This is a genomic window from Streptomyces sp. NPDC057010, from assembly GCF_042673805.1.
Taxonomy (GTDB): domain Bacteria; phylum Actinomycetota; class Actinomycetes; order Streptomycetales; family Streptomycetaceae; genus Streptomyces.
Genome location: NZ_JBHUSC010000059.1, coordinates 21,340 through 40,003 on the forward strand (window position 1 = coordinate 21,340; position 18,664 = coordinate 40,003).

Sequence of the window (18,664 nt, forward strand, 5' to 3'; positions counted from 1 at the left end):
TACGCGGCTTCCGCCCCTACTCGGCCGCCGGGGTGGCCGGGGCGGGAGGCGCGGCGGGCACCGCTCCGGGCGCGGCGGCCGGTACGGCGGCGACGTGCTCGGCGGCGGCCCGGACGTCGATCTCCCGCCAGAATCCGGCGCGGATGGCGTAGCGGTCGTGCTCGTCGATCTGGTCGTCCTTGTGCGCGAGCAGCCCGAACCGGGCGGCGTAGCGCAGCAGCTCGCCGTCGATCCGGTGCGGGATGCGCGGGTACATGGTGGCCAGCTTCTGCAGGTGCACGGTCTCGGGGAGCCGTTCCATCCAGCGCCGGGCGAACACCTGCCCCACCTCGAACGGGTCCCCGCCGACGGTGGTGATGTCCTCCTCCCGGTCGGCCCAGCGCTGTTCGGCGCTGGTGAGCTGGGCGAGGGTGGGCAGGGAGGCGGTCTCGGCGGGTTCGCCGAGGGGTCCGGGCCGGTCGATCCAGCCCTTGTCGGAGGACCAGCGCAGGGCGCTGCCGGCCGGGGGCTGGCCGCCGTTCTGCGCGGCGGGCGGCGGTCCGGCCTGCTGGCCGGGTGCGCGCAGGGCGCCGGCGAGGTCCTTGGGCGTGGGGACGCTGCGGCCCCCGCCGGTGGCGGGAGCGGGTACGGGGACGCCGTCCGTCTCCTCTTCCCCGGCGGTGGCCGCGCCGTTGCGGGCGGCCTCGGCGAGCGCGGCCTCGGGCAGCGGGGCGGAGAGGATCGCGGCGATGTCGGGGCGCGGCGCGGGCGGCGGGGAGCACAGCCCGGTGAGGTCCTTGGCGCGGACGGCCCGGGTGATCCAGGCGCGGTCGAGGACGCGGCGTTCGTCGGCTTCGGCGACGAGGTCCTCGGACTGGTTGTAGTCCCCGTCGGCGGCCTGGACGGCCCACAGGTGGACGGCGACCCCGTGTTCCTTGGCGGACATCAGGCCGGGCAGCAGGTCCCCGTCGCCGGTGACCAGTACGACGTCCGAGCAGGCGCGGTTGCGGGCGAGTTCGGTGAGCTCGGCGTGCATGGCGGCGTCGACGCCCTTCTGCGCCCAGCGGCCGTCGCTGCGGGTCAGGGCGCCCAGGCGGACGGTGACGCGGGGCATGACGCGCAGCCGCCGGTGCTCGGGCTGGGGCACCCGGTCGGGTGCGCCGTCGAACCAGTAGATGCGCAGCAGGGGCTGCTCGGTGTCGGCCTCGGCCCGCTCGCGCAGGCCGTGGATGAGGGCGGCATGGTCGACGGTGATGCGGGAGCGTGAGGGCTCCCCTGCGAGGAGGCTCGCGGCGGCGCCCAGCAGATAGCCGGCGTCCACCAGGACGACGCAGCGGTCCACGCGTTCCACCCTCTTCCCTGGGGATCCTCTGTGTGATGCGGCGGTCCCCCGAGTCTGCCCGACCGCAAGGGTGTTGACGGCCGGAACTCGATCATCGGCGTGGCGGATCTTTTGGTTCTACCGGCTACGCGCAGTAATGATCCAAAATGCGCGGTTTCTGGCCCTGTGTGAGTGTGAAGGCGGTCCTGGCCCCTAGACCCTCACGGAGGCTCCACCATGGCCAAGAACAAGCAGCAGAAGCAGCCGAAGCAGCAGGCCCGGCAGTCCGGACAGGACCCGTCGCGGAGCTCGTCGGACACTTCGCCCGAGCAGTCCTCGCATGCGCCGAGTCCGATGGATCTGGCCCACAAGAGCAAGTCGAAGAAGTTCGGCCACAACTGACGCCGCCGCGTCGAGTGACTGAAGGGCCTGCCCGGCGATGCCGGGCAGGCCCTTCCGCAGGCGTGGCCGACGACGCTATCCGGCCAGGCAGGACGGGCCGAGCAGCACCTTGAGGTCGCCGAAGAGGGCCGGGTCGGGCTGCACGCGGTGCCGGTCGAGGCGCAGCACGGTGGTGGTCCGCGGCCCTTGCAGCTTGATCCGCACCTCGGTGTTGCCCTTGTGGTGGCGCAGGATCTCGCCCAACCGGGTGACCATCGGCGGGGTCACCTTGACGGTGGGGATGGTGAGGACGACGGGTGCGTTCGTCCCGGCCGAGGAGAGGTCGGGGACCATCATCTCCATGGCGACCAGGCGGGGGACGTCCTCGCGCTTGTCGAGGCGGCCCTTGACGAAGACGACGGTGTCCTCGACCAGCTGGGTGGAGACGAGCTGGTAGGTCGCGGGGAAGAACATGCACTCGATGGAGCCGGCCAGGTCCTCGACGGTGGCGATGGCCCAGGCGTTGCCCTGCTTGGTCATCTTGCGCTGGAGGCCCGAGATGATGCCGCCGATGGTGACGACCGCGCCGTCGGAGTGCTCGCCGCCGGTCAGCTGGGAGATGCCGGCGTCCGTCTTGTCGGAGAGGACGTGCTCCAGGCCGAAGAGCGGGTGGTCGGAGACGTACAGGCCGAGCATCTCGCGCTCCTGGGCGAGCAGGTAGGACTTCTCCCACTCGACGTCGGAGAACTCCACGTCGAGCCCGAAGCCGGGCTCGTCGCCGCCGCCCTCGTCACCCATTCCGCCGAAGAGGTCGAACTGTCCCTCGGCCTCCTTGCGCTTGACGGCGACCACGTTGTCGATCATCGACTCGTGGTGGGCGACCAGGCCCTTGCGGGTGTGGCCCATCTCGTCGTAGGCGCCGGCCTTGATCAGCGATTCGACGGTCCGCTTGTTGCAGACGACGGCCTCGACCTTGTCCAGGAAGTCGGGGAAGGAGGAGAACTTCCCCTTCGCCTTCCTGGTCTTGATGATCGACTCGACGACGTTCTGGCCGACGTTGCGCACCGCGGTGAGGCCGAAGAGGATCACGTCGTCGCCCTGGGCGGCGAAGTTCGGCTCGGACTCGTTCACGTTCGGCGGCAGGACCTTGATGCCCATGCGCCGGCACTCGTTCAGGTAGATCGCGGACTTGTCCTTGTCGTCCTTGACCGAGGTGAGCAGGCCCGCCATGTACTCGGCCGGGTAGTTCGCCTTGAGGTAGGCGGTCCAGTAGGAGACGAGGCCGTAGGCGGCCGAGTGGGCCTTGTTGAAGGCGTAGCCGGCGAAGGGGACCAGGACGTCCCAGAGCTTCTGGATGGCCTCGTCGCTGTAGCCGTTCTTCCGGGCGCCCTCCTGGAAGATGGTGAAGTTCTTCGCCAGCTCCTCGGGCTTCTTCTTGCCCATGACGCGGCGCAGGATGTCGGCCTCGCCCAGGGAGTACCCGGCGATGATCTGGGCGGCCTTCTGCACCTGCTCCTGGTAGACGATCAGGCCGTAGGTGACCGCGAGCACCTCTTCGAGCGGCTTCTCCAGCTCGGGGTGGATCGGGGTGATCTCCTGCTGCTTGTTCTTGCGCAGCGCGTAGTTCGTGTGCGAGTTCATGCCCATCGGGCCCGGGCGGTAGAGCGCGGACACGGCGGAGATGTCTTCGAAGTTGTCGGGCTTCATCAGGCGCAGCAGGGAGCGCATGGGCCCGCCGTCGAACTGGAAGACGCCGAGGGTGTCACCGCGGCCGAGCAGTTCGAAGGTCTTGGGGTCGTCGAGCGGGAGGGCCAGGAGGTCGATGTCGATCCCCTTGTTGGCCTTCACCATCTTGACGGCGTCGTCCATGATCGTGAGGTTGCGCAGGCCCAGGAAGTCCATCTTCAGCAGGCCGAGCGACTCGCAGCTCGGGTAGTCCCACTGGGTGATGGTGACGCCGTCGGTGTGCCGCACCCAGACGGGCACGTGGTCGGTGATCGTCTCGCTGGACATGATCACGCCGGCGGCGTGCACGCCCATCTGGCGGACCAGGCCCTCCACGCCGCGGGCGGTGTCGATGACCTTCTTGACGTCCGGCTCGTTCTCGTACATCCCGCGGATCTCGCCGGCCTCGCTGTAGCGAGGGTGCGAGGGGTCGAGGATGCCGGAGAGCGGGATGCCCTTGCCGAGGACGTCGGCGGGCATGGCCTTGGTGAGCCGGTCGCCCATGGCGTACGGGTAGCCCAGGACGCGCGCCGAGTCCTTGATCGCGTTCTTGGCCTTGATGGTGCCGTAGGTGCCGATCATGGCGACCTTGTCCTGGCCGTACTTCTCCGTGACGTACCGGATCACCTCGACGCGCCGGCGCTCGTCGAAGTCGATGTCGACATCGGGCATGGAGACGCGCTCGGGGTTCAGGAAGCGCTCGAAGATCAGGCCGTGCGGGATCGGGTCGAGGTCGGTGATGCCCATGGCGTACGCGACGATCGAGCCGGCCGCGGAGCCACGGCCGGGGCCGACCGCGATGCCCTGGTTCTTGGCCCACATGATGAAGTCGGCGACGACGAGGAAGTAGCCCGGGAAGCCCATCGAGATGATCGTGTCCATCTCGTACTCGACCTGCTTCATGCGGTCCTCGGGGATGCCCCCGGGGAAGCGGCGGTGCATGCCGCGCATGGTCTCCTCGCGGAACCAGGTGACCTCGGTGTAGCCCTCCGGGATGTCGAACTTCGGCATCAGGTTCCGGAACTTGAACATGCCCTCGGTGTCGATCTGCTCCGCGACCAGCTTCGTGTTGGCGCAGCCCTCCTGCCAGGCGTCCGAGGAGTCGATGGCGTACATCTCGTCGGTCGACTTCAGGTAGTAGCCGGAGCCGTCGAAGCGGAAGCGGTCCGGGTCCGAGAGGTTCTTGCCGGTCTGGATGCACAGCAGGGCGTCGTGGGCGCCGGCCTCGCTCGCGTACGTGTAGTGCGAGTCGTTCGTCACGAGGGGCGGGATGCCGAGCTTCTTGCCGATCTCCAGCAGGCCGTCGCGGACCCGGCGCTCGATCTCGATGCCGTGGTCCATCAGCTCCAGGAAGTAGCGGTCCTTGCCGAAGATGTCCTGGTACTCGGAGGCCGACTTCAGGGCCTCGTCGAACTGGCCGAGGCGAAGGCGGGTCTGGAGCTCGCCGGAGGGGCAGCCGGTGGAGGCGATCAGGCCCTCCGACCACTTGGAGATGGTCTCCTTGTCCATGCGCGGCCACTTGGTGAGCCAGCCCTCGGCGTACGCGTCGGAGGACAGCCGGAAGAGGTTGTGCAGGCCGGTGGCGTTCGCCGCCCAGATCGTCTTGTGGGTGTAGCCGCCGGAGCCGGAGACGTCGTCGCGCTTCTGGTGGGGCTGGCCCCACTGGATGCGGCGCTTGTTGCGCCGGGACTCCGGGGCGACGTACGCCTCGATGCCGATGATCGGCGTGATCCCGGCCTTCTTCGCGGTGTGGAAGAAGTCATAGGCGCCGTGCAGGTTGCCGTGGTCGGACATGGCGATGTGCGTCATGCCCATCTCGTTGCACGCGTTGAACATGTCCTTCAGCCGCGCGGCACCGTCCAGCAGCGAGTACTGGGTGTGGACGTGCAGGTGCGTGAACGGCGGCTTGGTCACGGTGGGAGTCCTCCGGCGGGGAGAGAGGGGCGGCAGCTACGAATCCTACGTCGGCCGGGTGACAGAAACGGGGCACCGACCGGTACGGTCATGCGTTGCAGAACCAAGGACGACTGTCCGAAAAGCGATCCGTCCCCGGATCGGCCCCGCACCACCAGGAGGCATCCGCCATGGCGGTCACCGAGACCACCGACGAGCTGCGCGCCGAGCAGATACTCGACGTGTTCGACACCGCGTTCGGTGAGCTGCTCGCCGCCGACCCCGCCGCCTTCCAGGTCAAATTCCGGAAGATGGCGGCCTCGGCGTTCGCCTTCTACCGCGGCACGGCCTGCCTCTTCTACGCGGACCTGGAGCGCGACCGGCACGGCGGCCCGTACCTGGACGAGCGGACCGGCCGGGTGTGGATCCACGGGGACCTCCACGCGGAGAACTTCGGCACGTACATGGACTCCAACGGCCGGCTGATCTTCAACGTCAACGACTTCGACGAGGCGTACGTCGGCCCCTTCACCTGGGACCTGAAACGGTTCGCCGCCTCCGTCGCCCTGATCGGCTACACCAAGGCGCTCAGCGACGACCAGATCGGCGAGCTCGTACGGGTCTACGCGGGCGCCTACCGCGAGCGGATCCACGCCCTGGCCACCGGCGCCAAGAACGACGAGGTGCCCTCCTTCACCCTGGAGACCGCCGAGGGCCCGCTGCTGGGCGCGCTGCGCGCCGCCCGCTCCCGCACCCGCTTCTCGCTCCTGGACTCGATGACGGAGATCCGCGACTTCGAGCGCCGCTTCGCGCCGGGCGCCGGGACCATCGAGCTGGACGCGGCCACCCGCTACAAGGTGCTGGCCGCCTTCGACGGCTACCTGGAGACCCTCCCCGACGAGTCCCTCGTACGCCCCGACTCCTACCGGGTCAAGGACGTCGTGGGCCGCCGGGGCGTCGGCATAGGCTCCGCCGGCCTGCCCTCCTACAACATCCTGCTGGAGGGCCACAGCGACGCCCTGGAGAACGACGTCGTGATCTACCTCAAGCAGGCGCAGACCCCGGCCGTCTCCCGGCACATCACCGACCGGGCGGTGCGCGAGTACTTCCACCACGAGGGGCACCGCACGGTGATCTCCCAGCGCGCCCTCCAGGCCCACGCCGACCCGTGGCTCGGCTGGACGGAGCTGGACGGCGCCGGGCAGCTGGTGGCGGAGGTCTCCCCCTACGCGGTGGACCTGGACTGGGCGGACCTGGACGACCCGGAGGAGATCGCGGCGGTCGTCGCGGACCTGGGCCGGGCCACGGCGACCATGCACGGGGCGGCGGACGCGGACGAGAGCGGCCAGACGCTGGTCCCCTTCTCCACCGAGCGGGCCATCGACGCGGCGATCGCGGCGGACGAGGAGGGCTTCGCGGAGCTGCTCGTGGACTTCGCGCACGCGTACGGGGCCCGGGCCCGCGCCGACCACCAGATCTTCGTGGACCTCTTCCGCAACGGCCGGCTCACGCCGTAGTCGGGACCTGGGGCCTTCTTTCACAGGCAGTCGTGGCACACTCGCGGCGATGGACATATCAGGGGTGAGACTTCGAGGGCTGCGGGCCGCGCTGTTCAGCGCGCTCGTCGTGCTGCTCTCGGCGGGCTCGCACGTCCTCATGTCGCGGGTGCCGCTGCCGCCCGGGCTGGTGGCCGGGGCCTTCGCCGCCGTGTTCGCCCTCTCCTTCGCGCTGGCGGGCCGCGAGCGGGGCTTCGGCCCCATCGCCGGGCTGCTCGTGCCGCTGGAGCTGGCCGCCGACACCGTCTTCACCGCAGGGCAGCACGTCTGTTACGGCCCGGCGGGCGGCCCGGTCGCGGGCCCGCTGCGCGCGATGGGCCTGGACGAGCTGTGCGGGGGCACGCCGGTGGGCGGGCCGCTGACCGAGGTGGCCGGGCCGGCCGCCGATCCGGCCGCGCTGCTGGCCGCGCCCGGGCCGTGGGCGCCCTGGCTGCTGCTGGCCGCCCACGTCTCCGTCGGGCTGCTGGCCGCCGCGTGGCTGGCCCGCGGCGAGCGGGCGCTGGGCCGGGTGCTGCGTGCGGTGACCGCCTTCGCCTTCCGGCCGCTGCGGCTGGCCGTGGCCGCGGTGGCCGCCGCCTCGGGGCCCGTGCGGCGGGTGCTGCAGCCGGTCCTGCCGGGCACCGGGGCCCGTACGCGGTTCCCCGCGCACTCCGTGGGACGGCGGGGACCTCCCGTGCTCGGCGCGCTCGCCCGCGCCTGACGCACGTACGGCAGTAGTCCCCCCTTACCTCCTCACCGTTCCACGGAGATCACCATGAGTGCACGCAACAGCCAGCAGAACAAGGCCGCCGCCCGCGAGAAGCTGCGCATCGAGCGCGAGAAGCAGGCCAAGAAGGACAAGGCGCGCCGCCAGCTGATCGTGGCCGGCGCGGTCGTCGCCGTCCTCGCGCTGGCCGGCGGCGTCGGCTACGCGATCGTCCAGGCCAACCAGCCCGGCTACTGGGAGAAGGCCGCCAAGGCGGAGCTGGTCAAGCCGAAGAACACCACCGGCGAGGACGGCCTCACGGTCGTCATCGGCAAGGCCGAGGCGAAGAAGACCCTGGAGGTCTACGAGGACTCGCGCTGCCCGGCCTGCGCCCAGTTCGAGCAGGCCGTCGGCCCGCAGGTCAAGAAGGACGTCGACGCCGGCAAGTACAAGATCCAGTACTTCGGCGCCACCTTCATCGACAACGGCGTCAAGGGCGACGGCTCGAAGAACGCGCTGAGCGCGCTGGGCGCGGCCCTGAACGTCAGCCCGGAGGCCTTCCTCGACTACAAGGCGGCGCTGTACTCCAAGGAGCTGCACCCCGAGGAGACCGTCGACAGCTTCGCCAAGGACGACTACCTGCTGAAGGTCGCGGACACGGTCCCGGCCCTCAAGGGGAACGCCGAGTTCAAGAAGGCCGTCGAGGACGGCACTTACGACCGGTGGGCGATGGACATGTCGAAGGCCTTCAACAAGTCCGGTGTGACGGGCACGCCGACGCTGAAGATGGACGGCAAGAAGATCGACACCCCGCAGACCCCGGAGCAGTTCACCGCGGCGATCGACAAGGCACTCGCCGGCTGATTCCGGCCATCTGCCGCCAACCGGGCGGGCGAACTCCCAGAGTTCGCCCGCCCGTTGCTTTCAGAGGGATGTACCAGCGGCCATACCCGCCAGTAATATGATCATCCGTGACCAGTCATCTCTCCTCTTCCTCCCAGCCGGCCGCCGGCGCCGCGAATCCGCGCCGCCGTTCGGTCGTCCTGGCCGCGGCCGCCACCGCCGCGCTCGCCCCGATGGCCGCCCTGGGCGCCCCGGCCGCCCACGCCGCCGACAGCGCGCCGGCCTTCCTGCACGGCGTCGCCTCCGGCGACCCGCTGCCCGACGGGATCCTGCTGTGGACCCGCGTCACCCCGACCCCCGAGGCCGTGCCCGGCTCCGGCGTCGGCCCCGCCGTCCAGGTGGACTGGGAGGTGGCCGGGGACAAGGCCTTCTCCCGCATCGTGGCCCGCGGCACCGCCACCGCGAGCGCCGCCGGCGACCACACCGTCAAGGTGGACGTGCGCGGCCTCCAGCCGCACACGCCGTACTGGTACCGGTTCACCGCCGGCGGCACCACCTCGCCCGTCGGCCGGACCCTGACCACCCCGGCCCACGAGACGAGCACCAACGGCGTCCGCTTCGGCGTGGTCTCCTGCGCCAACTGGGAGTCCGGCTACTTCTCGGCCTACCGGCACCTGGCCGCCCGTACGGACCTCGACGCGATCCTGCACCTGGGCGACTACATCTACGAGTACCAGTCGGGGGGTTACCCGGAGGCGAAGTACGTCGTACGCCCGCACGAGCCGAAGCACGAGATCGTCTCGCTCGCCGACTACCGCACCCGGCACGGCAAGTACAAGACGGACGCCGACCTCCAGGCGCTGCACCACGCGCACCCGGTCATCGCCATCTGGGACGACCACGAGTTCGCCAACGACGCCTGGGCGGGCGGCGCCGAGAACCACACGCCCGGCGCCGAGGGCGAGTGGGCGGCCCGCGCGGCCGCCGCCAAGCAGGCGTACTTCGAGTGGATGCCCGTACGCGCCTCCGTCGCGGGCACCGTCTACCGGCGGCTGCGCTTCGGCACCCTCGCCGACCTGCACCTGCTGGACCTGCGCTCCTTCCGCTCGCAGCAGGCCAAGGTCGGCAGCGGCTCGGTGGACGACCCGGAGCGCACCATCACCGGGCGCGCCCAGCTGGACTGGCTCAAGTCGGGCCTCGCGGGCTCGGACGCGACCTGGAAGCTGGTCGGCACCTCGGTGATGATCTCGCCGGTGGCCTTCGCCTCGCTGCCGGCGCACCTGCTGGCGCCGCTCGCCAAGCTGCTCGGCCTGCCCGAGGGGGGCATAGCCGTCAACGTGGACCAGTGGGACGGCTACACGGACGACCGCAAGGAGCTGCTGGGGCACCTGAAGGACCGCGGCATCAAGAACACCGTGTTCCTGACCGGTGACATCCACATGGCGTGGGCGAACGAGGTCCCGGTGAACATGGCCACCTACCCGGGTTCGGGGACGGCGGCGACCGAGTTCGTGGTCACCTCGGTGACCTCGGACAACCTCGACGACATCCTGCACGTGCCGGCGGACACCGCCTCGCTGGTCGCCGAATCGGCCGTCAAGGCCGCCAACTGGCACGTGAAGTGGCTGGACATGGACGCGCACGGCTACGGCGTGCTCGACGTGACGGCCGAGCGCTCGCAGATGGACTACTACGTGGTGTCCGACAAGCGCCGGCAGGACGCCACGGCCGCGTGGACCCGCTCGTACCACACGCTGAACGGCACTCAGAAGGTGGAACGGGTCTACCAGCCGGTTCGCTGATCGACCTGATTGACCGTCAAATCTGCTGTCCGAAGGGGCGTCTGGTGCAGACCAGGCGCCCCTTCGGCATCAGAAGCAACAAATCTTTTACGTAAGGTGCTTGACCTGTATATGACATGGACACATAAGCTTCGCGCCAACCGAGGAGATCCTTCGGCCGATAACCCCCCACGCGAGGAGCACACGTGCGCGCAATTGCCCGCATATCCCCCCTTCTTCGCCGCCGCCTCATGGGCACGGCAGTTCTGGCCGGAACCCTGGCGTTCACCCCGCTCGCCGCCCCCACGACGGTCGCCGCCGCCAAGACCCCCGCCGAGGTCTGCGCCGAAGGCGGCGCCGGAGCCGCCAACGCCCGTGTCGCCCGCCCCGAGGCGCAGCACGCAGCCGAGCCGAACGAGCTCACCGACGCCCAGGCGAAGGCCATGGACAGCGACCTCGGTTCGAAGCTGGACAAGGCCCTCAAGAACCAGCCGCAGCGCAGCCTGCGCGCCGCCGAGGCCGTCACGAGCATCCCGGTGTACTTCCACGTGATCCACTCCGGCACCACCGGAAAGCTGACGTCCACCGACATCGGCAAGCAGATCGCGGTCCTCAACGCCGCCTACGGCGGCCAGGGCACCGGCAATGTGAACACCAACTTCCAGTTCACCCTGGCCGGGACCGACTACACGGACAACGCGTCCTGGTACAACCTGGCCGACGGCTCCCAGGCCGAGAAGGACATGAAGAACACCCTGCGCAAGGGCGGCCCCGGCGCGCTGAACTTCTACACCGCCAACCTCTCCGGCGGCCTGCTGGGCTGGGCGACCTTCCCGACCTCCTACGCCTCCAGCCCCAAGATGGACGGCGTGGTCGTGCTCGACTCCTCGCTGCCCGGCGGCTCCTCCGCCAACTACAACGAGGGCGACACCGCGACCCACGAGGTCGGCCACTGGATGGGCCTCTACCACACCTTCCAGGGCGGCTGCACGGGCAACGGCGACTACGTCTCCGACACCCCGGCCGAGAAGAGCGCGGCCTTCGAGTGCCCGACCGGGCGCGACAGCTGCACCAGCAAGTCCGGCGTGGACCCGATCCACAACTTCATGGACTACACGTACGACTCCTGCATGTACCAGTTCACCGCCGGCCAGGTCGCTCGTATGACGAGCAGCTGGACCGCCTACCGCGCGGGCTGAACCACCGGATACAAGCACTCATGAAGGGGCACGGTCCGTCGCACTCCGGACCGTGCCCTGCGGCATTCCGGAGGCCGCCTAAAGGCTGTCGAGGAAGCCGACCGCGACCTTCCAGGCCTGCTCGGCGGCCTCGGCGTCGTAGTCGTCCAGATCCGGGTCGGTGAACAGGTGCCCGGCCCCCGGGTAGGTGTGCACCTCCACGTCGGCCCCGGCCCGCTGCATCCGCAGGTACCAGGCCGTCAGCCAGTCGTGCGTCTCGAAGGGGTCCGGGTCGGCGATGTGCAGCTGCACGGGCAGGTCGTCCACCGAGGCGCCGTCCTCCAGGTCCGCCGTCCCGTGCAGGAGCAGCAGCCCGCGCGCCTTGTCGTCGGCCATCGCCAGGTGCTGGGCGACGGAGCCGCCGAAGGAGAAGCCGGCGTAGACCAGGCCCTGGTCGGAGTAGGGAGCGGAGGCCAGTACCGCGCGCTTGAGCAGCTCGTCGCGGCCGATCTCGTCCCGGTGGGCCATGCCCTCTTCGACGGTCTCGAAGGTGCGTCCCTCGAAGAGGTCCGGCACCTGGACCTGGTGCCCGGCCGCGCGCAGCCGGTCGGCCGCCGCGTGCACCGCGGGCCGCAGCCCGTACGTCGAGTGGAAAAGCATGATGTTCATGCACCCATCGTGCCATTCGGTGAATGCGGTGGGCCGTGCGCCGGCTTCCGGTTACGTTCATTGCCATGGAGATGGACACCGTCCTGCGCCCCCTCGCGGTGATCGGCGGTTCGCTGGTCATCACCCTGATCGCCGGCTGGGTGCTGGACCTGCTGCTGTGCCGGGCCGACGCCCGTCACGCCGAAACCCCCCTGTGGGGCCTGCTGCGCCCCTGCCGGCTGCCGTTCCAGGTGGTGCTGTGCACCACCCTCCTCAGCGGCTCCTACCGCGAGACGCGCATCCTCCCCGACCATTCCGGCGCCGTCGGCCGCGTCCTCGCCCTCGTACTGATCGCGTCCGCGGCCTGGCTGGCCGTACGCATCGCGACGGCCGCCGTCGACTCCACGTACGCGCGCTACGCCGCGGTCACCCAGGACGACGCCCGGGTCCGCCGGGTCCGTACGCAGGTCACGCTGATCCACCGGGTCGTCACGGCCGTGGTGGTCGTGGTCGCCGCCGCGGCCATGCTCCTGACCTTCCCGCCGATGCGTGCGGTCGGCGCCTCGGTGCTGGCCTCCGCGGGCGTCCTCGGCATCGTGGCCGGCATCGCCGCCCAGGCCTCGCTCGGCAACCTCTTCGCGGGCCTCCAGATCGCCTTCGGCGACACCGTCCGCATCGGCGACACGGTGGTCGTCGACGAGGAGTGGGGCAGGGTGGAGGAGATCACCCTGACCTTCCTGACGGTCCGGACGTGGGACGAGCGGCGCATCACGATGCCGGTGTCGTACTTCACGAGCAAGCCGTACGAGAACTGGTCGCGCGGCGGCGCGCAGATGACCGGGACGGTCTTCTGGCACCTGGACCACAGCGCGCCGATCGGCCTGATGCGGGAGCGGCTCCAGGAGATCCTGAACGACATCCCGGAGTGGGACGGCCGGGGCGGCGCTCTGGCGGTGACGGACACCACACCGCACACGGTGCAGGTGCGGGCGTCGGTGACGGCGAAGGACGCGGACGACCTGTGGACGGTCCGCTGCGCGGTCCGCGAACGCCTGATCACCTGGCTGGTCGCCGAGCACCCGTACGCCCTCCCGCGCATCACCACCGCCGAGGCGGCCCCCCGCCCCGGCCCATGACGACGGGGCAAAAACAGCCTCGCCTCAGCCACCGGTCAGAACGTCAGGCGGAACAGGGCGCCGCCGCCCGGGGCCGGCTCCGCGACCAGTTCGGCTCCGTGCGCCAGCGCGATCTGGCGCGCCATGGCCAGGCCCAGCCCCGACCCGGGGAGGGCGCGGGCCGCCCCCGCACGGTAGAAGCGGTCGAAGACGTGCGGGAGGTCCTGCGGCGCGATGCCCGGACCGTGGTCCCGGACCGTCAGCTCCGGCGCCCCGCCGGACACGGTCAGCGCCACCTCCACCGGCAGGCGGCCGCCCCCGCTGAACTTGGCCGCGTTGTCCAGCAGGTTCGACAGCAGCCGGCTCAACCGCGCCGGCACCCCCGGGACGACCGCCTCCGTCACCCGTGCCTCGAACATCACCCCCGGCCAGTGCGCCCGTGCGGCGGCCACCCCGTGCTCCACCAGCGGAGCCAACCGCACCTGCTCCACCAGCGGCTGCGGCTCCTCGTCCCGCGCGAGCTCGATCAGGTCGTTCACCAGCCCCGTCACCTCCCGCAGCTGCCGCCCGAGCGCGAGCGAAGCCCGCTCCCGCTGCTCCGCCGTCAGCCGCTCGCCGCGCGCCAGCAGCTCCGCGTTGGTCCGCAGCGCCGTCAGCGGGGTCCGCAGTTCGTGCGAGGCGTCCGCGACCAGCCGCCGCTGCGCCGTCACGGACTGCTCCAGCTCCCCCAGCATGGTGTTGAAGCTCCCGGCCAGCCGGGTGATCTCGTCCTCCCTGCCGTCCGGCGGCGGGAGTTCGATCCGGTGCCGGGGATCCCGCGTGGCCGCGATCCGCTCGGCCGTCGCCGTGAGCCGGGTGACGGGGGCCAGCCCGGTCCGGGACACCCAGGAGCCGAACAGGGCGGCGATCAGCACCCCGGCCGCCGCCGTCAGGAGCAGCCACCACGCGGCCTCCTCGATGCCGTCCTCGACGGTGTCGGCCCGCAGGGCCACCTGGAGCGCCCGCCCCTTGGCGTAGTCGGTGGTGAGCATCCGCACCGGGTGCCCGGCCAGCATGATGTTCGTGTAGTAGGGGGCCCGCTCGCCCGCCGCGACCTCCCGCGCGGCCGGATCCACCGGCAGCTGCCCCGGCGTACGGGGGTCCTTGCCCGGATCGGCCGGCACCACCTCCGCGCACGCCGGCGCCGCCAGGAACCGGCACTCCCCCGCCAGCACGCCCGGCCCGGCCCCCGGGTTGCGCTGCGCCGCGAGCCGCGCCGACTGGGTCAGGCTGAGGTCGAGCTGCCGGTACAGCGCGCCCCGTACGACGAGGAACGCGGCCGCGCACACACCGACCGCCACCAGCGCCACGGCCGCGGTGGCGGCCAGCGCCAGCCGGGTCCGCAGCGGCCGCCGCCTGCGCCAGGGCGCTCCGAGCCGGCGCCGCCCGGCGCCCCTCACGCCGAGTCCAGCCGGTAGCCGACGCCGTGCACGGTGTGGACCAGCCGCGGCTCGCCCCCGGCCTCCAGCTTCCGGCGCAGGTAGCCGACGTACACGGCCAGGGAGTTGGAGTCCGGGCCGAAGTCCCGCCCCCACACCAGCTCCAGGATGAGCTCGCGCGGCAGCACCTGGCCGGGGTGGCGCAGGAGCAGTTCCAGCAGCGCGGCCTCGGTCCGGCTGAACTCCAGCGGACGGCCGCCCCGGTGCCCGGTGCGGGTCCCCGGGTCCAGGACCAGGTCGGCGAAGCCGAGCGGGGCGGCGCCGGCGGGCTCGGGCGCGGCCCGCCGCAGCAGCGCCCGTACGCGCGCGACCAGCTCGTCCAGCGCGAAGGGTTTGACCAGGTAGTCGTCGGCCCCGGCCTCCAGCCCGTCGACGCGTTCGCTGACGGAGTCCAGCGCCGTGAGGACGAGTACGGGCGTACGGTCGCCCAGCGCGCGCAGCTGCCGGCAGACGCCGAGCCCGTCGAGGACCGGCATCATCACGTCCAGGACGACGGCGTCCGGCTCCCAGGCCGCCACCTCGGTCAGCGCGGCGAGCCCGTCGCCCGCTCCCCGCACCTCGTACCCCTCGACGGCCAGCCCGTCCTCCACGGCGGCCCGGACCTCGGGCTCGTCGTCGACCACCAGAATCCGATGCCTGCCCAGGGAGCTCATGCTGCTCAAGCCTGCCAAACCCCTGGCCGAAACCTCTTAGAACGTTCTTAAGCCGCACCGGGAGTGTGCGGCCATGACCACCACACAGCAGCTCTCCGTCGTGATCGGTGCGGGCGGCACCGGCGGCCACATCTATCCGGGCCTCGCCCTCGCCGAGGCGCTGCGCGCGGCCGTCCCGGACGCGGTCGTCTCCTTCATCGGGACCGAGCGGGGCCTGGAGACCGAGCTGGTCCCGGGCGCCGGGTACCGGCTGCACACCGTCGACATGATCCCCTTCGACCCGGCGCTGGGCGCGAAGCGGTACCTGCTGCCGGCGGCGCTGCTGCGATCGGCGCAGCAGGCCCGTGCGGTGATCCGGGCGCAGGGCGCGCACGCCGTCGTCGGCATGGGCGGCTATCCGAGCGCGCCGGCGGTGCTCGGGGCGCGGCTGGCGGGGCTGCCGGCCGTGATCCACGAGTCCAACGCGGTGCCCGGCCGCGCCAACCGGTTCGCGGCGAAGCTCACCCCGCACGTCGCGGTGGCCTTCGACCGCAGCCGGGGCCACCTGACGGGCGGGGCGCGGGCGCTGACCACCGGAATGCCGATCTCCGCGGCGCTGTCGGGCCTCGCGGAGCTCGCCCGGCCGGAGCGGGCGGCGCTGCGCGCCGAGGCCCGGCGGGCCCTGCGGGTACCGGACGGGCGGCGCCTCGTCGTCTTCAACGGCGGGAGCCTGGGCGCCGTCCGCCTCACCCGTGCCGCCGCCGGCCTGGCCGGGCTCTGGCAGGGCCGGGACGACGTACAGCTCCTGGTCAAGACGGGTCCGGCGGCGCTGCCGGACACCGTCGCCGACCTCGCGGCGTCCGGCGGGCGGCGGATCGCCCGGGCCGTGCCGTACCTGGACCGGATGGACCTGGTCTACGCGGCCGCCGACCTGGTGGTGTGCCGCGCGGGTTCGGCGACGGTGGCCGAGCTCGCCGCGACCGGGGTCCCCGCCGTGCTCGTCCCCTACCCGTACGCCCCCGGCGACCACCAGACCCACAACGCCCGGGTCCTGTCCGACGCGGGCGCCGGGCTGCTGCTGCCCGACGCCGAGACCACCGCCGAACGCCTCGCCGGGCTCATCGGACCGCTGCTGGCCGACCCGGCCCGGCTCGCGGCGATGGCCGGCGCCGCCGACCCCGGCCCGCACGCGCGGGCCGCCGAACTGCTGGCCGCGCAGGTCCTGCGCGTGGCCGGCCTTCCCACTCTGGAGCGAGTATGAACAACTGGAACGACCGCACGGTCCTCGTCACCGGAGCCGAGGGCTTCATCGGCTCCACCCTCGTCGACCTGCTGGTGGCCCGGGGCGCCCGGGTGCGCGCCTTCGTGCACTACAAGCCGTACGCCGAGAAGGGCCACCTGGCCCGCTACCTGGCCGACCCGGGCGGCCCCGTCGAGATGTGGGCGGGCGACGTCCGCGACGCGGGCCGGGTCAGCGACGCGGTGGCGGGCTGCGACACCGTCTTCCACCTGGCCGCGCTGATCGGGATCCCGTACAGCTACGCCTCGCCGGGCGCCTACGTGCAGACGAACGTCACCGGCACGGAGAACGTGGCCGAGGCCTGCCGCCGCCACCAGGTCCGCCGCCTGGTCCATACCTCCACCAGCGAGGTCTACGGCACGGCCCGCACGGCACCGATCTCCGAATCCCACCCGCTCCAGCCGCAGTCCCCGTACTCGGCTTCGAAGATCGGCGCGGACATGATGGCGCTCTCCTTCCACCACGCCTTCGAACTGCCCGTGACGGTGGTCCGCCCCTTCAACACCTACGGCCCGCGCCAGTCGGCGCGCGCGGTGATCCCCACGATCCTGGCCCAGCTCCACTCGGGCTCCCGAGAAATCCGCCTCGGCTCGCTCACCCCCACCCGCGACTTCACGTACGTGACGGACACGGCGGCGGGCTTCCTCGCCGCGGCAGAGTGCGACCGGGCCCTGGGCGAGGTGGTCAACCTCGGGACGGGCGAGGAGATCTCCATCGGCGACCTGGCACGGGCCCTGATCGAGGCCTCGGGCAAGGACGCGGAACTGGTCGTGGACCCCTCGCGCCTGCGCCCGAAGGGCAGCGAGGTCCACCGCCTCCTCTCGGACAACTCCCGCGCCCGCGACTGGGCGGCCTGGAAGCCGGAGGTCCCCCTCTCCGAAGGCCTGCGCCGCACCTCGGACTGGATCGCGGCGAACCTGCACCTCTTCGCCCCGGACCGCTACGCGGTGTAGAGCAGCGCGGCCGCGCACTCCTCGGCGAGGTCCTCGGCATGCGGCGGCAGCGGCTCCCCGGCCCGCAGATGCCGCCTGACGACCGAGAGCGGCAGATCGACGAGGGCCAATGTGACGCGCTCCCGGTCCCGGGGGCCCGTCACGCCGAGGGAGGAGGCAAGAGCCCCCAGAGAGGCATACACCCGCTCGTTGCCGAAGTCGGCGCGCCGGACGTACTCCTCGCCCCAGTCGGCCCGCCCGAACTCGCCGACGCCGTGCAGGAGCAGCGAGGCCTCCTCCACGTGCGCACGGCTCCAGGCGACGACGTGCCGGGCGGCCGCCCGGGCGGCGCGCCGCGGGTCGGGGTCACTGTGCAGCGCGTCGAAGTACCCGGCCTGGAACCTCTCCACGGTCCGCAGCCACACCTCGGCGAGCAGCGCCGTACGCCCGGCGAACCGGTGGTACATGGACCCGCTCGGCGCCCCGACCGCCTGCGCGACGGCGGACATGGTCACCCCACCCGGCCCACCGGAGGCGGCCAGCCGAACCGCGGCGTCAAGGATCTGATCGGTGTCGAAACGGGGTGGTCGAGCCATGAATCAGAGAGTACCCTCCAATTAAATTAGAGAACCCCCTCTAATAAACCGAGGAGAAGATCATGGCCGTCTACAACGTGCACGAACGCCTACTGCACGCCAAGGCAAGCGAGATAGGGACGCTCATCGACAGCCTGGCCGGTCCCACGGACAGCCTCTGGCCGACCGGGGCCTGGCCGGCCATGGAGCTCGACCGCGGGCTGTCGGTGGGGTCGAAGGGCGGCCACGGCCCCGTCCGCTACACGGTCACGGCATACGTGCCGGGCACCTGGGTCCGCTTCACCTTCACCGGCCCGCGCGGCTTCAACGGCTTCCACGAGCTCGCCGTTCTCCCGGTCGACGAGGAGCGCACCGTCCTACGACACACGCTCGCGATGCGGACCACCGGCCCGGCCCGCCTGACCTGGCCCCTGGCCTTCCGCCACCTGCACGACGCCCTCCTGGAGGACGCCCTGGACCGCGCCGAAGGCCCCACCCGAGGCGCCCGCTGGACCCCGTACGTCCGCCTCCTACGCTCACTGGCGAGCCGCCGGGGCCGGGGGCGGGGTGGGGTGTCGTCCGGGACTAAAACGAGATGAATTCGGCGCATGCTCCCGCCCGGCAAACCAACCACCCCAGGGC

16 protein-coding genes are annotated in these 18,664 nt (G+C 71.5%); 10 read left to right on the forward strand and 6 right to left on the reverse strand.

Annotated elements, in window-relative coordinates; genetic code table 11:
• Positions 1-16 precede the first annotated feature (16 nt).
• Positions 17-1,330 (reverse strand): NYN domain-containing protein, encoded by a 1,314-nt coding sequence (locus ACFTXQ_RS31635; protein WP_382647514.1) that lies wholly within the window; start codon positions 1,328-1,330, stop codon positions 17-19.
• A 207-nt stretch (positions 1,331-1,537) separates the two neighbouring features.
• Here ACFTXQ_RS31635 and ACFTXQ_RS31640 point away from each other — a divergent pair, with 207 nt between their 5' ends.
• On the forward strand, positions 1,538-1,702 hold the full coding sequence (locus tag ACFTXQ_RS31640; RefSeq protein WP_382647517.1) for a hypothetical protein: 165 nt from the start codon (positions 1,538-1,540) through the stop codon (positions 1,700-1,702).
• A gap of 75 nt (positions 1,703-1,777) precedes the next feature.
• On the opposite strand, the gene dnaE is transcribed toward ACFTXQ_RS31640, so the two are convergent.
• Positions 1,778-5,320, reverse strand: coding sequence for a DNA polymerase III subunit alpha (gene dnaE, locus ACFTXQ_RS31645; protein ID WP_382647520.1), 3,543 nt, complete (start codon positions 5,318-5,320; stop codon positions 1,778-1,780).
• 170 nt (positions 5,321-5,490) lie between these two features.
• Between dnaE and ACFTXQ_RS31650 the strand changes: the two genes are divergently transcribed.
• The 5 genes from ACFTXQ_RS31650 to ACFTXQ_RS31670 all read left to right on the forward strand — a co-directional run bounded on the left by ACFTXQ_RS31650 (position 5,491) and on the right by ACFTXQ_RS31670 (position 11,363).
• The gene (locus tag ACFTXQ_RS31650) at positions 5,491-6,816 is read left to right on the forward strand and encodes a DUF2252 domain-containing protein (protein ID WP_382647523.1); all 1,326 of its coding nucleotides are present in this window, start codon (positions 5,491-5,493) and stop codon (positions 6,814-6,816) included.
• A gap of 49 nt (positions 6,817-6,865) precedes the next feature.
• On the forward strand, positions 6,866-7,555 hold the full coding sequence (locus ACFTXQ_RS31655) for a hypothetical protein (protein WP_382647526.1): 690 nt from the start codon (positions 6,866-6,868) through the stop codon (positions 7,553-7,555).
• A 54-nt stretch (positions 7,556-7,609) separates the two neighbouring features.
• Positions 7,610-8,404, forward strand: coding sequence for a DsbA family protein (locus ACFTXQ_RS31660; RefSeq protein WP_382647528.1), 795 nt, complete (start codon positions 7,610-7,612; stop codon positions 8,402-8,404).
• 107 nt (positions 8,405-8,511) lie between these two features.
• Positions 8,512-10,185: an alkaline phosphatase D family protein gene (locus ACFTXQ_RS31665; RefSeq protein WP_382647530.1), complete on the forward strand. Its 1,674-nt coding sequence runs from the start codon at positions 8,512-8,514 to the stop codon at positions 10,183-10,185.
• Positions 10,186-10,415: 230 nt separating this feature from the next.
• The gene (locus ACFTXQ_RS31670; protein WP_382647533.1) at positions 10,416-11,363 is read left to right on the forward strand and encodes a zinc metalloprotease; all 948 of its coding nucleotides are present in this window, start codon (positions 10,416-10,418) and stop codon (positions 11,361-11,363) included.
• Positions 11,364-11,441: 78 nt separating this feature from the next.
• Here the strand turns inward: ACFTXQ_RS31670 and ACFTXQ_RS31675 are convergent, their stop codons facing one another.
• Positions 11,442-12,011, reverse strand: a complete 570-nt coding sequence (locus tag ACFTXQ_RS31675; protein WP_382647535.1) for a dienelactone hydrolase family protein — start codon at positions 12,009-12,011, stop codon at positions 11,442-11,444.
• Positions 12,012-12,082: 71 nt separating this feature from the next.
• On the opposite strand from ACFTXQ_RS31675, the gene ACFTXQ_RS31680 reads away from it, so the two are divergent.
• A complete protein-coding gene (locus ACFTXQ_RS31680) occupies positions 12,083-13,126 on the forward strand; it encodes a mechanosensitive ion channel family protein (RefSeq protein ID WP_382647555.1) in 1,044 nt (347 codons plus the stop codon).
• A 35-nt stretch (positions 13,127-13,161) separates the two neighbouring features.
• Here ACFTXQ_RS31680 and ACFTXQ_RS31685 read toward each other — a convergent pair whose 3' ends face one another.
• Positions 13,162-14,544 carry a sensor histidine kinase gene (locus tag ACFTXQ_RS31685; RefSeq protein ID WP_382647537.1) on the reverse strand — a complete coding sequence of 461 codons (1,383 nt, stop codon included), beginning with the start codon at positions 14,542-14,544 and terminating at the stop codon, positions 13,162-13,164.
• The gene (locus ACFTXQ_RS31690; protein WP_382647540.1) at positions 14,541-15,236 is read right to left on the reverse strand and encodes a response regulator transcription factor; all 696 of its coding nucleotides are present in this window, start codon (positions 15,234-15,236) and stop codon (positions 14,541-14,543) included. The genes ACFTXQ_RS31685 and ACFTXQ_RS31690 overlap by 4 nt, the downstream gene beginning before the upstream one ends.
• 73 nt (positions 15,237-15,309) lie before the next feature.
• Here ACFTXQ_RS31690 and ACFTXQ_RS31695 point away from each other — a divergent pair, with 73 nt between their 5' ends.
• Both ACFTXQ_RS31695 and ACFTXQ_RS31700 read left to right on the forward strand, forming a co-directional pair.
• Positions 15,310-16,476: a glycosyltransferase gene (locus tag ACFTXQ_RS31695; RefSeq protein ID WP_382647543.1), complete on the forward strand. Its 1,167-nt coding sequence runs from the start codon at positions 15,310-15,312 to the stop codon at positions 16,474-16,476.
• The gene (locus tag ACFTXQ_RS31700; RefSeq protein ID WP_382647546.1) at positions 16,473-17,468 is read left to right on the forward strand and encodes an SDR family NAD(P)-dependent oxidoreductase; all 996 of its coding nucleotides are present in this window, start codon (positions 16,473-16,475) and stop codon (positions 17,466-17,468) included. The genes ACFTXQ_RS31695 and ACFTXQ_RS31700 overlap by 4 nt, the downstream gene beginning before the upstream one ends.
• Here the strand turns inward: ACFTXQ_RS31700 and ACFTXQ_RS31705 are convergent.
• Positions 17,456-18,043 carry a TetR/AcrR family transcriptional regulator gene (locus ACFTXQ_RS31705; RefSeq protein WP_382647549.1) on the reverse strand — a complete coding sequence of 196 codons (588 nt, stop codon included), beginning with the start codon at positions 18,041-18,043 and terminating at the stop codon, positions 17,456-17,458. The genes ACFTXQ_RS31700 and ACFTXQ_RS31705 overlap by 13 nt on opposite strands.
• 62 nt (positions 18,044-18,105) lie before the next feature.
• Here ACFTXQ_RS31705 and ACFTXQ_RS31710 point away from each other — a divergent pair, with 62 nt between their 5' ends.
• Entirely contained in the window at positions 18,106-18,621 is a 516-nt protein-coding gene (locus tag ACFTXQ_RS31710) for an SRPBCC family protein (protein ID WP_382647552.1), read from the forward strand.
• Positions 18,622-18,664 lie beyond the last annotated feature (43 nt).

Excerpts from the sequence above, each read along its gene's own strand:
- ACFTXQ_RS31640 (WP_382647517.1), top strand. The coding sequence starts at position 1,538 with ATGGCCAAGAACAAGCAGCAGAAGCAGCCGAAGCAGCAGGCCCGGCAG.
- ACFTXQ_RS31650 (WP_382647523.1), top strand. The coding sequence starts at position 5,491 with ATGGCGGTCACCGAGACCACCGACGAGCTGCGCGCCGAGCAGATACTC.
- ACFTXQ_RS31655 (WP_382647526.1), top strand. The coding sequence starts at position 6,866 with ATGGACATATCAGGGGTGAGACTTCGAGGGCTGCGGGCCGCGCTGTTC.
- ACFTXQ_RS31660 (WP_382647528.1), top strand. The coding sequence starts at position 7,610 with ATGAGTGCACGCAACAGCCAGCAGAACAAGGCCGCCGCCCGCGAGAAG.
- ACFTXQ_RS31670 (WP_382647533.1), top strand. The coding sequence starts at position 10,416 with ATGGGCACGGCAGTTCTGGCCGGAACCCTGGCGTTCACCCCGCTCGCC.
- ACFTXQ_RS31675 (WP_382647535.1), bottom strand. The coding sequence starts at position 12,011 with ATGAACATCATGCTTTTCCACTCGACGTACGGGCTGCGGCCCGCGGTG.
- ACFTXQ_RS31680 (WP_382647555.1), top strand. The coding sequence starts at position 12,083 with ATGGACACCGTCCTGCGCCCCCTCGCGGTGATCGGCGGTTCGCTGGTC.
- ACFTXQ_RS31690 (WP_382647540.1), bottom strand. The coding sequence starts at position 15,236 with ATGAGCTCCCTGGGCAGGCATCGGATTCTGGTGGTCGACGACGAGCCC.
- ACFTXQ_RS31695 (WP_382647543.1), top strand. The coding sequence starts at position 15,310 with ATGACCACCACACAGCAGCTCTCCGTCGTGATCGGTGCGGGCGGCACC.
- ACFTXQ_RS31700 (WP_382647546.1), top strand. The coding sequence starts at position 16,473 with ATGAACAACTGGAACGACCGCACGGTCCTCGTCACCGGAGCCGAGGGC.
- ACFTXQ_RS31705 (WP_382647549.1), bottom strand. The coding sequence starts at position 18,043 with ATGGCTCGACCACCCCGTTTCGACACCGATCAGATCCTTGACGCCGCG.
- ACFTXQ_RS31710 (WP_382647552.1), top strand. The coding sequence starts at position 18,106 with ATGGCCGTCTACAACGTGCACGAACGCCTACTGCACGCCAAGGCAAGC.